15 protein-coding genes and 1 tRNA gene are annotated in these 14,943 nt (G+C 69.3%); 9 read left to right on the top strand and 7 right to left on the bottom strand.

Features of this window, described 5'->3' with window-relative positions:
* The 7 genes from CCN44_RS04435 to CCN44_RS04400 all read left to right on the top strand — a co-directional run.
* On the top strand, window positions 1-999 hold a 999-nt coding region (locus CCN44_RS04435; RefSeq protein ID WP_086696904.1), incomplete at its 5' end, for a LacI family DNA-binding transcriptional regulator.
* A 520-nt stretch (window positions 1,000-1,519) separates the two neighbouring features.
* Window positions 1,520-1,948, top strand: a complete 429-nt coding sequence (locus tag CCN44_RS04425) for a WXG100 family type VII secretion target (protein ID WP_086696902.1) — start codon at window positions 1,520-1,522, stop codon at window positions 1,946-1,948.
* Window positions 1,949-2,009: 61 nt separating this feature from the next.
* Window positions 2,010-2,324: a WXG100 family type VII secretion target gene (locus CCN44_RS04420; protein ID WP_086696901.1), complete on the top strand. Its 315-nt coding sequence runs from the start codon at window positions 2,010-2,012 to the stop codon at window positions 2,322-2,324.
* Window positions 2,324-4,261 carry an RNase A-like domain-containing protein gene (locus tag CCN44_RS04415; protein ID WP_143649619.1) on the top strand — a complete coding sequence of 646 codons (1,938 nt, stop codon included), beginning with the start codon at window positions 2,324-2,326 and terminating at the stop codon, window positions 4,259-4,261. Before CCN44_RS04420 ends, CCN44_RS04415 begins: the two co-directional genes overlap by 1 nt.
* A 15-nt stretch (window positions 4,262-4,276) precedes the next feature.
* Window positions 4,277-5,026: a hypothetical protein gene (locus CCN44_RS04410; RefSeq protein WP_086696899.1), complete on the top strand. Its 750-nt coding sequence runs from the start codon at window positions 4,277-4,279 to the stop codon at window positions 5,024-5,026.
* 1 nt (window position 5,027) lies between these two features.
* Window positions 5,028-5,327 carry an RNase A-like domain-containing protein gene (locus tag CCN44_RS04405; RefSeq protein WP_086696898.1) on the top strand — a complete coding sequence of 100 codons (300 nt, stop codon included), beginning with the start codon at window positions 5,028-5,030 and terminating at the stop codon, window positions 5,325-5,327.
* A 22-nt stretch (window positions 5,328-5,349) separates the two neighbouring features.
* Window positions 5,350-6,030: a contact-dependent growth inhibition system immunity protein gene (locus CCN44_RS04400; RefSeq protein ID WP_086696897.1), complete on the top strand. Its 681-nt coding sequence runs from the start codon at window positions 5,350-5,352 to the stop codon at window positions 6,028-6,030.
* A 226-nt stretch (window positions 6,031-6,256) separates the two neighbouring features.
* On the opposite strand, the gene CCN44_RS04395 is transcribed toward CCN44_RS04400, so the two are convergent.
* The 4 genes from CCN44_RS04395 to CCN44_RS04380 all read right to left on the bottom strand — a co-directional run bounded on the left by CCN44_RS04395 (window position 6,257) and on the right by CCN44_RS04380 (window position 9,047).
* Window positions 6,257-6,329, bottom strand: a tRNA-His gene (locus tag CCN44_RS04395).
* 106 nt (window positions 6,330-6,435) lie between these two features.
* Window positions 6,436-7,038 (bottom strand): oligoribonuclease, encoded by a 603-nt coding sequence (orn, locus tag CCN44_RS04390; protein WP_059249706.1) that lies wholly within the window; start codon window positions 7,036-7,038, stop codon window positions 6,436-6,438.
* A 139-nt stretch (window positions 7,039-7,177) separates the two neighbouring features.
* A complete protein-coding gene (locus CCN44_RS04385) occupies window positions 7,178-8,398 on the bottom strand; it encodes a helix-turn-helix domain-containing protein (RefSeq protein WP_059249705.1) in 1,221 nt (406 codons plus the stop codon).
* 379 nt (window positions 8,399-8,777) lie between these two features.
* Window positions 8,778-9,047 (bottom strand): hypothetical protein, encoded by a 270-nt coding sequence (locus CCN44_RS04380; RefSeq protein WP_059249704.1) that lies wholly within the window; start codon window positions 9,045-9,047, stop codon window positions 8,778-8,780.
* Window positions 9,048-9,361: 314 nt separating this feature from the next.
* Between CCN44_RS04380 and CCN44_RS04375 the strand changes: the two genes are divergently transcribed.
* Window positions 9,362-9,889: a universal stress protein gene (locus CCN44_RS04375; RefSeq protein WP_053710488.1), complete on the top strand. Its 528-nt coding sequence runs from the start codon at window positions 9,362-9,364 to the stop codon at window positions 9,887-9,889.
* Between the two features lie 215 nt (window positions 9,890-10,104).
* Here the strand turns inward: CCN44_RS04375 and glmS are convergent, their stop codons facing one another.
* Together glmS and CCN44_RS04365 are read right to left on the bottom strand one after the other, a co-directional pair.
* Window positions 10,105-11,922 (bottom strand): glutamine--fructose-6-phosphate transaminase (isomerizing), encoded by a 1,818-nt coding sequence (gene glmS / locus CCN44_RS04370; RefSeq protein WP_086696896.1) that lies wholly within the window; start codon window positions 11,920-11,922, stop codon window positions 10,105-10,107.
* 62 nt (window positions 11,923-11,984) lie between these two features.
* Window positions 11,985-12,242, bottom strand: coding sequence for a hypothetical protein (locus CCN44_RS04365; protein WP_059249702.1), 258 nt, complete (start codon window positions 12,240-12,242; stop codon window positions 11,985-11,987).
* 165 nt (window positions 12,243-12,407) lie between these two features.
* Here CCN44_RS04365 and CCN44_RS04360 point away from each other — a divergent pair, with 165 nt between their 5' ends.
* Window positions 12,408-13,973, top strand: a complete 1,566-nt coding sequence (locus tag CCN44_RS04360; protein WP_208639705.1) for a purple acid phosphatase family protein — start codon at window positions 12,408-12,410, stop codon at window positions 13,971-13,973.
* Window positions 13,974-13,992: 19 nt separating this feature from the next.
* On the opposite strand, the gene CCN44_RS04355 is transcribed toward CCN44_RS04360, so the two are convergent.
* Entirely contained in the window at window positions 13,993-14,865 is an 873-nt protein-coding gene (locus CCN44_RS04355; protein WP_059249700.1) for a DUF4429 domain-containing protein, read from the bottom strand.
* Between the last annotated feature and the right edge of the window lie 78 nt (window positions 14,866-14,943).

Raw genomic sequence — 14,943 nt, 5'->3', positions numbered from 1 at the left:
GCCGCCCGGGCCGGGGTCGGGCGGGGCACGGTCTCCCGGGTGATCAACGGCTCGCCCCGGGTCAGCGACGCCACCCGCGCCGCGGTCGAGGCGGCCGTCGCCGAACTCGGCTACGTCCCCAACACCGCCGCCCGCGCCCTCGCGGCCAACCGCACCGACGCCATCGCCCTGGTCGTCCCCGAACCCGAGACCCGCTTCTTCGCCGAGCCCTACTTCTCGGACATGCTGCGCGGTGTCGGAGCGGAACTCGCCGACACCGAGATGCAGCTGCTGCTGATCTTCGCCGGCAGCGACCGCGAGCGGCAGCGCCTCGCCCAGTACCTGGCGGCCCACCGGGTCGACGGCGTCCTCCTCGTCTCGGTCCACGCCGACGACCCCCTCCCCGACCTGCTGGCCCAGCTGGAGATCCCGGCCGTGATCAGCGGCCCGCGCTCGGCCGCCGAGACCCTCACCTCGGTGGACTCGGACAACTACGGCGGCGCCCGCTCGGCGGTGGAGCACCTGCTGAGCCGGGGCCGGCGCCGGATCGCGCACATCACCGGCCGCCTGGACGTCTACGGCGCCCAGCGCCGCGCCGACGGCTACCGCGACGCCCTGCGCGACGCGGGCCACCCGACGGACGAACTCCTCATCGAGCCGGGCGACTTCACCGAGGAGGGCGGCCGGCGCGCGATGACCCTCCTCCTGTCCCGCCACCCCGACCTGGACGCGGTCTTCGCCGGCTCGGACGTGATGGCGGCCGGCGCCCGGCAGGTGCTGCGCGAGGCGGGCCGCCGCATCCCCGACGACATCGCCCTCGTCGGCTACGACGACTCCGCCATCGCCCGCCACATGGACCCGCCCCTCACCAGCGTCCGCCAGCCCATACAGGAGATGGGCCGCGCGATGATCGACCTCCTCCTGACCGACATCGCCGACCGCCGCCCACCCGCGTCCCGGGGCCTGGACCGACGCCAGGCGGTACTGCCGACGGAACTGGTGGTCCGGGCGTCGTCGTGAGGACGGGGGCGCGCGTGCCGGCTCGGACCGGCCTTTCGGGCGGGCGGCAACCACTTCTGTGTACGGCTCCCGGTTCGCGGACGCCGGGTGTCCCGCACTTCCACGATCTGCTCGGCACAGAGATCCTCCTCACCAGCGGCTTCATCAGCGGCCGGTGAGGGCGCCGTCCGGCGGGCCGCCGACCGTGGCCAGGCGATCAGGGGCCGAGCGACAACGAGGAACAGCGCTTTCCCACCGTCCGTGTGGAGGACCTCAGGCCGGTCGGCGTCTCCGTGCTGATGCCCCTGTGCCTGGCGGAGGCCTGGGCTGACGGGCAACGGCTGCTGCTGGAGAGTGCCGAGAGGCAGCCGAGCGAGGTGGCGGGGCCCTCGCCCGGCGCCTATGCGTGGCGGCGCTTACCCGAGCAGGAGGGGCTTCGCTCGCACGTGCGCTTCATTGCGTGTACGCAGGCGCTATGTCTCATAGGATCTTCTGGTACTTGGGACGCGGCAGGTCTACGCGACGGGGGCGGAGATACGGCATGAGTGCGCGCGGCATCGGCAGGGGTCAGGGAGCCGGTCCCGATCTTCAGGTGTCGGCTGAGGATCTGACCAAGCTGGCGAACGACCTCGACGACATGCAGCGCCACCTGGACAAGCAGGTCAGGCGTATGGACGCGATCGTCGACCGGATCGAGGCCGGCTGGCGCGGTCCGGCTGCGACGGCTTACCGCGAATTCCACCGGGCGGCGGCCGAGGACGCCGTGCGCATTCGTGAAGTGATGAAGCTGCTGGAAGAGGCAGTGCGTCTCAGCCGGGACGGTTTCAGCCGGGACGACCTGGACGTTCTGCAACGCATGCGTGCGATACAGGTGGACGTCGTGAGCGAGGTCGAGAGACTGTCGACGCCCGACACAGACGCACCGGCCGGGAACATGCCGCCGCGCAGCAGCCGCCTGGACACCTACTGACCTGCCCGCAGACAGCGGCGCTGAGCACAGACGCAATCGCCAGCGCACCCAAGGGGGAACCATGTCGAACGATCCTGCTGCCGACGACCACATCGCCGTCTCTTTCTCGACACTCCACGACCTCGCCTCGGAACTGGAAGACATCCTGAGACAGCTCAACGGCAAGCTCGACGACCTCTACGACCGCGCGGTACCGGTCGTGCTGTCCTGGCGGGGCGAGGCACGCGAGGTCTTCGTCGACAAACTCGACGAGTGGGACCGCTCGGCCCAGGACCTCCAAGCGGCCCAGAAGTGGCTGCACGGGTACGTCACCACGGGTCACGCCAATTACGCCGCGGCACATCGGGCTGTGCTGCGGGGTTGGGGGGCCGCCTGATGGCCACGCCTCCACCGCCGCAACCCAGCCCCTCAGCCAGTCCCTCCGCGAGAACCACGCCTCCCGAGCCGGCCCCGGACAAGCGACCGGAGCCGAGCCCCGGTACCTCGCCCGACCCCAACTACGAACCGCCCCCTCCGCCGCCCACGGAACCCGACGGTCGCCCGTCGGACGCCCGGCGCAAGTGGGAGCGCGAACAACTGCGTCAGCCCGCGCCCGGCAGCGGAGGTGGTTTCGACGTCAAGCCCGGCCACCTCTACTACATCTCAGCTCTCGTCCGCGACGAGCAGTTCGTCTTCCACAACGCGGCGTCGCGCCTGGTCGATGACGTGCACCGTCGTCAGGCCGCCGGCAAGGGCGAGGGTGCCGACGATTTCGCCGAGGCCTATGACGAGATCGCCAAGTTGTTCCTGGAGGTCTGGGCGAAGGGCGTGAGCAGCGTCGGCGGCGTCGCGGTCGGTCTGACGAACACGGCCAACAACTACGTCGCAGCCGACTGGCAGACCCGTGGCATCTACGGGCCACCACCTCGCAGGGACGCCCCCATAGGTGTCGGGGCCGTCACGTACGGACCAGTCGCCTCCATCAAATGGACGGGCACCGGCGACGGTACAGACGTCGCCTTTCTGGCTGGTCTGGGTGAAGTCCCCGACTTTCTGGCCGACTTGATCAAGCCCGCCATCGAGGAGGGTCTCAGGCTGGGCAAGACCCATGAGATCACGCCCGGGGCCGATACGGACGACCTGCGCAGCATCGGGAACGCATGGGAAGCGGCAGGAAAGGCCGCTGAGAAGTCCGCGGACAAGTTCACCGAGTGCATCGAGTACCTGACCGATGGCGGCAACAGTGAATGGCAGGGCGCGATGAACGCCTTCTGCCAGTCCATCTGGGGCAGCACTGCCTGGGGGAGGAGCTGGAAGCCGGACGGGGGCTTTCTGGGACCCAAGGAGACCGGAGGGCGTGACTGGCGGACGAACCCTTCGCAGTCACCCTCGACGCGTCGCCCCATCATCGAGGTGCTGAAGAAGAGCGGTGACGAGATCAAGAAGGCGTTCCACGATGTTGCGGACGCCGCGGAGAAGTGCCGGAAGACCACCGAGCGCCTCGCCCTGGAAGCCGCGAAGGCAACCGTCCGGGACCTCACCCCGGACGGCTTCGATCTCAAGGAGTTCACCAAACTCGCCGCGGTCGTGACCTTCGTCGAGGTCGTCACCGTCTTCCGCTCGCACATGGATAAATCGGGCGCCGACAAGGCTGTGGAGGAGTGCCACAAGGCCTTCCATGAGGGCGCTGCCAAACTCCGGGCCCTCCGCTGGGAGCTGACGGAGGCCTCCCGCAGTGCCCCCAAGTACGAAGCGGAGGAGGCTCGCGCGCAGGCCTTCGGGGCGCGGTCGCTGAACGAGTTCAAGGCAGAACACAAGTGGAGCACCCCGGGCGACGCCGATCGCGGCGTCTACAAGATCGACCTGGCGTCCACCGAGTGGCTGGAGAACTCGCATACGGTCTCCAAGCATGTGGCACTGACGGACGAGCAATTGGCGCAACGTCTGCGCGACGACCTCAAGAAGCCGCCACGGCCCGGGACCACGTGGCCCCACGGCCAGCCCATGGTCGCCGAGGCGTCCACCTTTATGGACCTTGGGTCGGCACAGAAGATGACGCAGTACAACATTGATCGGAACTCTCGTCGAATAAGAGAATGGATAGATGAGCAGAGGGCTCTGAACCCTACAGATCGCGAACGCTTGGACATTAGCGTCAAGGAGACACCTTACGGCGACAGCGGTCGAAGTATCGATAAGAGGGAAATGCAGAGCGATCCTTTCCCGGTCGACAAGGTGAAGACCGTTAAGGGAGTCGAGACCCGCCTCGTCTACAACGAGAATCTAGACCCTCCGTTCACCGTCATGACTTCGATGCCGAAGGACCTGAAGTAGAACTAGGATTGTGCCATGACCCAACCGGAAAGCGTGAAGTATTCGAGCCTGGCTGGGGCGCGCCTTTTGCTCGAGCCGTTCGAGGGGTGGGGGAATAGCATTCCCCTGGATCCGACCGCATGGCAGGAGAAATTGTTTCCCCTGATTCGCGGTATCAAGAACGCAGAACGCGACGGCGGCCGCACGCTGTCGGAAATTGCGACCGAACTTCGCATCGCCGCAGACCTCTTCGAGAGGTTCCCGGACGGAGGTGCCGCTGCGCTTCAGCGCATTCCAAGCGCGGCTGAAGCGTCCCGGACGCCTCAGGTGTTGCGGGAGATCGCTGAGCACATCGATGACTGGCGGCCCGGCTGGTCTACCTGGTCGGCAGAACCGCTCAGCACCGGGGAATTGCTCCTCAGGTTCCCTCGCTTTCAGCAGATCCTGCCGATCTTCTGGGGGCAGGACGGGGTCGCGATCAGCGACGACATGCAGGACGCCACCACCGAGGACGGCATCCGCATGTTCATCGAAGAAACACACCCTTACTGTCCCTGGAAGCTGCCCAGCGTCGTCGCCGAGTGCTACCAGGCCATCGCCCTGTTCCACACAGAGGAAGAGATGGACCGGTTTTTCTCGGGTGAGGCGATGACCGGAGGCTCAGGCACCGAAGACTTCCTCGACTTCTTCCCGCTCTTCGCGCAGCGCTGCATCGAACACCTGAAAGAGGCCCACCACCCTCTCTGGGAGCCGAAGGTCAGGTGGTACAGGAGAGAGACTGACTGACATGCGCACCCGATCCGCCACCTACCCCGACCGCGAGACCGCCCAATGGGCCACGCAGCAGGTCGTCACCGTCAACGAGCAGCTGATTCACCGCTGGCTCGCCCAGTCCACCCGCCCCCGCCTGACCATCGAGGCGTCCTGGCCGTCGCGGACCGAGCCGGTCGGCAGGGTGCTCTTGCAGGCGATGATGCTGGCCGGACGAGAGCCTGTCGACGTGCGGGCGGCGCGGGTGATCCTCAAGCGGGACCCTTCCCGGCCCCACGGCTTCGCTGTTCACGCCACATTCCCCATGTACCTGTGACCCACCGTAGAGGCAGACCACTGTGCCCCTGAGCCCCCTCGACCACGACCGCCGTTACGGCGAGCTGGACCAGGTGATGCGTGCCTACGCCGGACAGCCGGCCGACGACACCCCCGACAGGCCCAGCCAGGCGCTGACCGCCTACCTGCGGCACACCTGGCACACTCGCCCCTGGGCCCTCGCCGTCGCGGAGCGGCAGCTGAGGGAGTACGCCGACCAACCGCCGGGACGCCTTCGGCTGCGCCTCGGGGAGTTCTACGCGATCCCCGACGTCGGTCTTGCCGACGGGGAGATCCAGTCCTGGCTGCGGTGCCTCGCCGACCACCTCCGGCGCAGCATCGAGGAGGGCGAGGTCCCGCCTCCCGCTGCTCCCGCGACCCACTGGGAGTGGCACGCGCGCTTCCCCGAGCTCGGCCAGTTCCTCGGCGGCTGGTTCTCGCAGGACATGCCGGACGAGTTCGACGACCACGACGCCGCCGTCGACGACTACCGCGACGCCACCGACGCCCAACTCGTCGCCCGTCTCATCGGCGAACTGCATGAGTTGCTCGCGCTCGACCTCGACGAGGCCGACTACGCTCAGGCAGCCGCTGAGCTGGGCATGGAGGTCGACCCGCCGGCGCCCTATTCCCCCAGCGGGTGGTTCACGCTGGTTGCTGATCGGCTCGCTGGAGGGCGGCCCGAGTACGCCTCGGGAGTGTGAGGAGGCGACGGCCTGGCACACCGGGGCCGTGTGGGGCCCCGGTGCCCCCAGCGGCCCCCGATGACCTGACCCGGGAACTCGGACGCCTCCTCGTCCACGTGAGAGTGCGCCTTCCCGGGAGCCGCCCTCGTGCCCTTCTCAGGATCTCGGGTGGCGTCGGTGCGGGACCCTCGAGGAAACGCAAGAGGCCGATAACCTTGTGCAGGTCATCGGCCTCTCCGGAGAGGGTGAGTGACGGGACTCGAACCCGCGACATCCTGGACCACAACCAGGTGCTCTACCAGCTGAGCTACACCCACCACGACCGGTGGTGGAACTTGTCGTTTCCCCGACCGGCCGAGAAGAAGTCTACAGGGTCCGAAGGGGTGCTCGCGCACACGTTTTCGCGGGCACCCTTCTGGCGCGCTACTGCGCGGGCAGGACGTGCTTGGCGGCGATCGACTTCGCGGTGTCGGAGTCGGGGCCGGGCTGCGGCACGAAGATGGCCTCGCGGTAGTAGCGCAGCTCGGCGATCGACTCGCGGATGTCGGCGAGGGCCCGGTGGTTGCCGTTCTTCTCCGGGCTGTTGAAGTACGCCCGCGGGTACCAGCGGCGGGCCAGCTCCTTGATCGAGGACACGTCGACGATCCGGTAGTGGAGGTAGTCCTCCAGGGTCGGCATGTCGCGCAGCAGGAAGCCGCGGTCGGTGCCGACGGAGTTGCCGCACAGCGGGGCCTTGCCGGGCTCCTTCACGTGCTCCCGGACATAGGCGAGGACCTGCTCCTCGGCGTCCTGGAGGGTCGTACCGCTCTCCAGCTCGGCGAGCAGCCCGGACGCGGTGTGCATCTGACGCACCACCTCCGGCATCGTCTCCAGCGCGCGGGCCGGCGGGCGGATGACGATGTCCACCCCTTCGCCCAGCACGTTCAGCTCGGAGTCGGTGACGAGGGCGGCCACCTCGATGAGAGCGTCGTCGGACAGCGAGAGGCCGGTCATCTCGCAGTCGATCCACACCATGCGATCGTTCATGCGACCACCCTAAAGCGGACCTGAGCTTTTGGGTGCCCCCCGCGCTCCGCGGGAAGCGCCGGGACGGGCCGTGCCCGCGCGGCGGCAGCCGCCCGTTGCGAAAGGGGGGCGGGTGTCTCCCGCCCCCCTTCGGTTGCGCTCAGCTACCGCTGCGCGGTCCCGGCAGCAGGCCCACCGCGCCGGCCGCGGCCCGGCGGCTCTGCATCGGCACCCCGCCGTCCCTGTGCTCGTGCAGCAGGGCGGGCGGTGGACCGACCGGGCCGGGGCCGGACAGGCCCGTGGGCGCGCCCTGCTGGCCGGTCGGCGGCACGGACGGCTCCGCCTCGCCCGGCTTGTCGCCCTGCGGCCGGCGGGCCCGGTAGGCGGCCCGGTAGGCGGCGGGGGACGAGCCGAGCTGGCGGCGGAAGTGGCCGCGCAGGGCCACCGGCGAGCGGAACCCGCACCGGCCCGCCACCTCGTCCACGGAGTAGTCCGACGTCTCCAGCAGCCGCTGCGCCTGGAGCACCCGCTGCGTGATCAGCCACTGCAGCGGAGCGCTCCCGGTCAGCGAGCGGAACCGGCGGTCGAACGTACGGCGGCTCATGTAGGCGCGTGCCGCCAGCGTCTCCACGTCGAACTGCTCGTGGAGGTGTTCCAGCGCCCAGGCGACGACCTCGGCGAGCGGGTCGGCGCCGATCTCCTCCGGTAAAGACCGGTCGAGGTAGCGCTCCTGGCCGCCCGACCGGCGCGGCGGGACCACCAGGCGCCGGGCGAGCGCGCCGGCCGCCTCGTTGCCGTGGTCCGTCCGCACGATGTGGAGACAGAGATCGATTCCGGCCGCCGTACCCGCCGACGTCAGGACGTCGCCGTCGTCGACGAACAGTTCGCGCGGATCCACGTGCACCGACGGGTAGCGCTTGGCCAGCGTCGGTGCGTACATCCAGTGGGTGGTCGCCGGGCGGCCGTCCAGCAGTCCGGCCGCCGCGAGCACGAACGCGCCCGTGCACAGCCCGACGATGCGGGCGCCTTCCTCGTGTGCCCGGCGCAGCGCGTCGAGTGCTTCCTCCGGCGGCGGCGAGGTGATCGAACGCCAGGCCGGTACGACGACCGTCCCGGCGCGTGAGATCGCCTCCAGCCCATGCGGTGCGGTGAGTTCCAGGCCCCCTGTGGTCCGCAGCGGGCCTTCCTCGCCGGCACACACCAGCAGGCGGTAGCGCGGCACGCCGGCGTCCTGACGGTCGATCCCGAACACCGACAGTGGAATGGAACTCTCGAAAATGGGGCCGCCGCTGAACAGCAGCACCGCGACGATCTCCTTGCGGCGTCGCCCGGAGAGTTTCCGGGCTGCGGCGTCCGGCGAGGCAGTGGAGTCGTGGCTCATACTGCTAAGCCCCCCTCGGTGGTCGCGGCTCCTCGGTTGTGTCGCTCCTGCACGTTTCCCCTCGGTCCTGCACGAGTCCCCCGCCGTAAAGACAGTCAAGATCGAATTTACTGGCTCCCGCGATCAGGCGGTGACCAGGTCCCCACGCGGCACATTGTCGACATGACAACTTGGCGTGAAGCATTCGATCACGAAGCGTTGCACTCGTGAGGCGTGCAGGGAAGTGCGCCTTGTCGCAGTGGCCAAACCGCGTAGGGTGCGCAGCGGCCCCTAGACCCTTTCCGTGCAGGTGGAACGGGGGTTGGGGGGTGGTTCGGACCCCTCCTGGCCGATATCCAGAAGTTGGCTGAAAAGCAGCGTTCGGAGGTGCGGAAACAGGTCAGTCGACCGGTGTCCGCTCGCGGGTGTGACGTCCGCCTCTTTGCGTCTCGCAACGCAGCGCACACCGCTCGGAGCGGCGCAGCAGCACCCGGCAGGCGGCCGTGACGGCGGCGAGGCCCAGCGCGGTGCCCGTGGCGCCGGCCAGCGAGGTGCCGAACCAGACCAGCACCACGGGGACGAGCACGCAGCTGAAGGCCGCCCAGCCGATGACGTCGCTCACGGTGTCCGCCGCGGGGCGCGGCTCGCTGCTGGGTCGGGCTCCGGGCATCTCGTACTCCCTGTGGCGGTGGCTCACCCCGATTCAACGCACGTCCGACCGGTCGGTCACCACAGGCGCATCTGTGAATGCCGTGCAAACCGCCTGTACGGGGCAGCAACCATTGCGTTACGGGCGCGGCTCGTGCATGCTCCGGTGAACCCCTACGGACGTCGGGGGGCCGCTCACGGAGCGTGCGCGGGATCTGGGCTCAGGAGGCGTGCCGCCGTACCCTTGGGGGTATGGGCTTGGGAAGATGTTTCCCGGACACAGCTCCGCCGCACACTGTCGTCCCTCCCATAAAGGATCACAACGCCGAGACAGTCATGGCCGGTCACGAATTCTTCGAACCCGCGGACCGCAAGCGGCCGGTCGCCGATCCCACGGCGGCCGATCCCCTGGCGGCGGAGGAGTCACGTCCTTCCTGCGACCCCGCCTTCCGACACGGTGTCGTCGTCGGCTTCGACGGCTCCACCTCCAGTGAGCGCGCCCTCGCCTACGCGATCGGCATGGCCCACCGCTCCCACTCCGGCCTGATCATCGTGCATGTCGCCAACCGGCTGCCCACCACCGTGTGGGCCGGCTGCGAGCCGCCCGTCTTCGTGGACGTGCCGGACCACCGCACGGAGGTCCTGGGGCTGGAGCTGGCCTGTGCGGACTACCTGGCCGAGGTGCCGTGGATCCTGGTCGAGCGGGGCGGTGACATCTGTCACGAGCTGGAGGAGGTCGGGCGGGAGTACGAGGCCGACGCGATCGTCGTCGGCTCCACGCACGGCATCGTCGGCCGGATCTTCGGCTCCGTCGCGGGGCGGCTCGCCAAGCGGGCGCAGCGGCCCGTGATCGTCATTCCCTGAGCGCCGTCCGCTCACCCCACACCCCGTCAACTCCCTGTACGCACACGCGAACTACTGGCGCGTAGTAGGTGTTTGTGCCCTTGTGAAGGGCATATACCGGTCACCGCACCGTGCCGCCGGCCGGGGGGTGACGGCCGCCGGCCGACACCTAGCGGCACGGGGAGGACCCCCACGTGTTCTGGTGGCGCACGTGGGGGTTCCCCCTTCGGGATGCCTTATTCCACCGTCACCGACTTGGCGAGGTTGCGCGGCTTGTCGATGTCCCGGCCCAGGGCCTTCGCCGTGTGGTACGCCAGGAGCTGGAGGGGGATGCCCATCAGGATGGGGTCCAGCTCGTCCTCGTTCTTCGGGACGATGATCGTCTGGTCCGCCTTCTCCTGGTGCTGGTGGGCCACCGCCAGGATCTTGCCCTCGCGGGCCTTGATCTCCTCCAGGGCCGCGCGGTTCTTCTCCAGCAGGTCGTCGTCGGGGACGATCGCGACCGTGGGGAGGGCCGGCTCGATGAGGGCCAGCGGGCCGTGCTTCAGCTCGGAGGCGGGGTAGGCCTCGGCGTGGATGTAGGAGACCTCCTTGAGCTTCAGGGAGGCCTCGCGGGCCACCGGGTAGCCCCGGACACGGCCGATGAAGAGCATCGAGCGGGCGTCGGCGTAGCTCTCCGCCAGCTCCTTGACGGTCTCCTCCTGCTTGAGGATCTCGGTGATCTGCTCGGGCAGCTTGCGCAGGCCCTCGATGATCCGCTTGCCGTCGCGGACCGAGAGGTCGCGGGTGCGGCCCAGGTGCAGGGCGAGCAGGGCGAAGGCGACCGTGGTGTTGGTGAAGCACTTGGTCGAGACGACGCAGACCTCGGGGCCGGCGTGCACGTAGATGCCGCCGTCGGCCTCGCGGGCGATCGCCGAGCCGACCACGTTGACCACGCCGAGGACCCGCGCGCCCTTGCGCTTCAGCTCCTGGACGGCGGCCAGGACGTCGTACGTCTCACCGGACTGGGAGACCGCGATGTACAGGGTGTCGGGGTCGACCACCGGGTTGCGGTAGCGGAACTCGGAGGCGGGTTCGGCGTCGGCGGGGATGCGGGCCAGCTCCTCGATCATCTGGGCGCCGATCATGCCCGCGTGGTACGAGGTGCCGCAGCCGAGGATCTTCACCCGGCGGATCCGCCGGGCCTCGCGGGCGTCCAGGTTGAGGCCGCCGAGGTGCACGGTGGAGAACCGGTCGTCGATACGGCCGCGCAGCACGCGGTCGACGGCGTCGGCCTGCTCGTGGATCTCCTTGTGCATGTAGGTGTCGTGGCCGCCCATGTCGTACGACGCCGCCTCCCACTCCACGGTGGTCGGCTCGGACGAGGTGCGGGTGCCCTCGGTGGTGTACGTCCGGAAGTCGTCGGCCTTGAGGGTGGCCATCTCGCCGTCGTCGAGGGTCACTATCTGCCGGGTGTGGGCGACCAGGGCGGCGATGTCGGAGGCGACGAACATCTCCTTCCCGCCGATGCCGAGGACGACCGGGGAGCCGTTGCGGGCCACCACGATGCGGTCGGAGAAGTCGGCGTGCATCACCGCGATGCCGTAGGTGCCCTCGACCACCCGCAGGGTCTCGCGGACCTTGTCCTCCAGCTTCTCGGCCTGCGAGCGGGCGATCAGGTGGACGAGGACCTCGGTGTCGGTCTCGGAGAGGAACTCGACGCCGTCCGCCTCCAGCTTGCGGCGCAGGTCGGCGGCGTTGTCGATGATGCCGTTGTGGACGACGGCGACCTTGTTGTCGGCCGACATGTGCGGGTGGGCGTTCACGTCGGAGGGGGCGCCGTGGGTGGCCCAGCGGGTGTGGGCGATGCCGGTGGTGCCCTTGAAGCGCGCCGGGACCTTGGCCTCCAGGTCGCGCACCCGGCCCTTGGCCTTGACCATCTTCAGGCCGGGCGTCTTCGGGGAGGTGACGACGATGCCCGCGGAGTCGTAGCCGCGGTACTCCAGCCGCTGCAGGCCCTCCAGCAGGAGAGGGGCGACGTCACGCTTCCCGATGTATCCGACAATTCCGCACATATATAGAGGTATCCCTTTGGCTGTCGCTGGTCCGGCTGTCGCTGGTCAGGTACCGGCTGGTCTCAGCCGTAGACCATGCGGCGCAGCTGCCTGAGCGTCAGCTCCGGCGGCGCCACCGCCCGGTATTTCAGGTCCGCCTCGATCCGTTCGAAGATCTCCGCGTTCACCAGGCCCTGGGCCTGGAGTTCGCGGTGGCGGCGACGGACGTACTCCTGGGTCGTCTCGTCGAAGTAGGCGAGCACGTCCTGGACCACGCGCAGCGCCTCGCCCCGGCTGAGGGGCGTGGACCGCGTCAGATGATCAACAAGTTCGTCGTGCACCCGGTAGATCCTGGAGTACGAGCGAATCTTTCGCAAGAATCGTGCCCGATTCCGGGCAGACGGCTGTTGAAACTCTCATGGCGCTCTGTTCGCGAGCTGTCCATCCGCCGTCCTGCATCTCGTTGCCCGAGCCGACGAGTTTCAGTGGCCATGGACATTCCTCGTATGGGCGTACCCGAGCGGCTGGCCGCGCGCATGAGCATCGCCGAGCAGCATGAGTACCTGCGTGCCACGTTCTCGCGGCGCACCATGATCAGGGGCGGCGCCGTCACCCTGGGGGCCGTCGCCGGGGGCGCGTTCGTGCCGGGTGCCGCCGCCCGGGCCGCCGTGCCGACCCGGCCGGCCGGGTCCGCCGCCGCGGCGGTCGACGGCTCCCTCGTCGCCCCCTTCGGCCGCCACCTGGCCTGGGGCAACGACCCGCGCACGGAGGTCACCGTCTCCTGGCAGGTCCCGGTCGCCGTCAAGAAGCCGTTCATCCGCATCGGCGCCCACCCCTGGGACCTGTCCCGCAGGATCGAGGCCGAGGTCCGCACCCTGTACACCCCGGCCGGCGTCGGCGCGAGCGGCGACCACACCCAGTACTACCTGCACGCCGCGCTGACCCGCCTGCGCCCCGGCCGGACGTACTACTACGGCGTCGGCCACCAGGGCTTCGACCCGGCGCAGCCGCACCTGGCGGGCACCCTGGGCACCTTCACCACCGCCCCCGCCCACAAGGCGCCGTTCACCTTCACCGCCTTCGGCGACGAGGGCGTCGGCTACCACGGCCTGGCCAACAACGCCCTGATCCTCGGCCAGAACCCGGCCTTCCACCTGCACGCCGGCGACATCGCCTACGGCGACCCGTCCGGCGCGGGCAAGACCACCGACACCGGGTTCGACGCGCGCACCTGGGACCAGTTCCTGCACCAGACCGAGTCGGTCGCCAAGCAGGTCCCGTGGATGCCCGCGTACGGCAACCACGACATGGAGGCCTGGTACTCGCCCAACGGCTACGGCGGCGAGGAGGCCCGCTGGAACCTCCCGGACAACGGCCCCGACAGGAAGAACCTGCCGGGCGTCTACTCCTTCGTCTACGGCAATACGGCGGTCATCTCGCTCGACGCCAACGACATCTCCTTCGAGATCCCGGCGAACCTGGGCATCTCCGGCGGAACCCAGACGAAATGGCTCGAAGGCCAGCTGAAGAAGTTCCGCGCCGCCAAGGACGTGGACTTCATCGTCGTCTTCTTCCACCACTGCGCCTACTGCACCTCCACCGCCCACGCCTCCGAGGGCGGGGTGCGCCAGGAGTGGGTGCCGCTGTTCGAGAAGTACACGGTGGACCTGGTCATCAACGGCCACAACCACCAGTACGAGCGCACCGACGTCATCAAGGCGGGCGAGGTCGCCAAGAAGCTGCCGATCGGCGGCACCGCCTACCCCGAGACCGACGGTGTGGTGTACGTCACCGCGGGCGCGGCCGGCCGCAGCCTGTACGCCTTCTCCGCCCCGGACTCCTACGAGGGCCACGAGCACGAGACCGACTCGGTCGCCTCCTTCGTCAACACCAAGGAGGGCAAGGTCGACGAGACCGTCGCCTGGTCCCGGGTGCGCTACCTCGACTACTCCTTCCTGCGCGTGGACGTCACGCCCGCCCCGAAGGGCCGGCAGACCACGCTGAAGGTGTCGGGCATCGCCGAGACCGGCGACCGCATCGACCACTTCACGGTGTCCCGCACGGCCAAGTAGCCCCCCGCGCAGGCGGTCCTCACAGGCGTTTGAGGACCGCCTGCTTGGCCAGTGTGAACTCCTCGTCCGTCAGCACCCCGTCGCGGTGCAGCTCGCCCAGCTCGCGCAGCCGGCGCAGCAGCACGTCGTGGTCGTCCCCGGCCGGCTCCGTGACCCGCTGCGACGGGATCTCCGGTACGTCCGTCCCGGCGGCCGAGGGATGCGGCAGGCGCGCCTGCACGGCCGCCGCGACGAGGGCCATCAGCGGATCCTTCTTGAAGCCCCACAGCTCGACCGCGTTCGGGTCGTACTTGGGCGGCACGCCGGCCGGGGCGCCGCGCACGAGGAACCGCAGGTGCCCGTTCTCCAGACCGGCCGCCGGCTGCCACTCCACGCCGGTGATGTCCGCGAGGGGGATCGTGCGCGGACCGGCGGAGGCCTTGGCGTCCTCCGTCTTCCAGTTCCACTCCAGCCGCACCCGCTCCCCGTCGAAGCCCGCCGTGCCGTCCCCGGCCGAGACGGACACCGGCAGCGACGGCCCCGGCAGCAGGTACTCGGTGACCGGGTCCGGGGAAACCCCGTCCAGCAGGAGCGCGTTGCGCACCTCGTCGGAGACGTACTCGGCGACGCCGTACCGGTCGGACTCCACGGCCAGCTGATACGGGTCGTGCGCCTCGGCGAGCCGGCCGGCGGTGGCCTGCAACAGCGGATCGGCGCCGTCGCGCAGCCGCAGCCTGAGCCGCCCCGACTTCCGGCCCTGCTCGAACGAGATCCCGGCCAACGCCCCGAGCGGCACGACGAGTTCGCCCAGCTCGCGGCGGAGGAGGCCCACGTTCTTGTCCCGGCCCGGGGTGATCCGCAGGGCGTCGCCGTCGAACGCCCAGGTCCCGTCCTTCTGGATGATTTCCGCCATGCGGGGATTCTTCCACCCGATCTGCGGGACAGTGGTCTCGACCAAGGCGGACGTCAACTCGTCCGACGGTCGACCCCC

Origin of the sequence: Streptomyces tricolor (genome assembly GCF_002155905.1) — a bacterium.
In the GTDB taxonomy this organism is placed as follows: Bacteria; Actinomycetota; Actinomycetes; order Streptomycetales; family Streptomycetaceae; genus Streptomyces; species Streptomyces tricolor.
The sequence above is the reverse complement of the archived record's forward strand: the minus strand, read 5'-3'. Positions and strand labels throughout refer to the sequence as shown.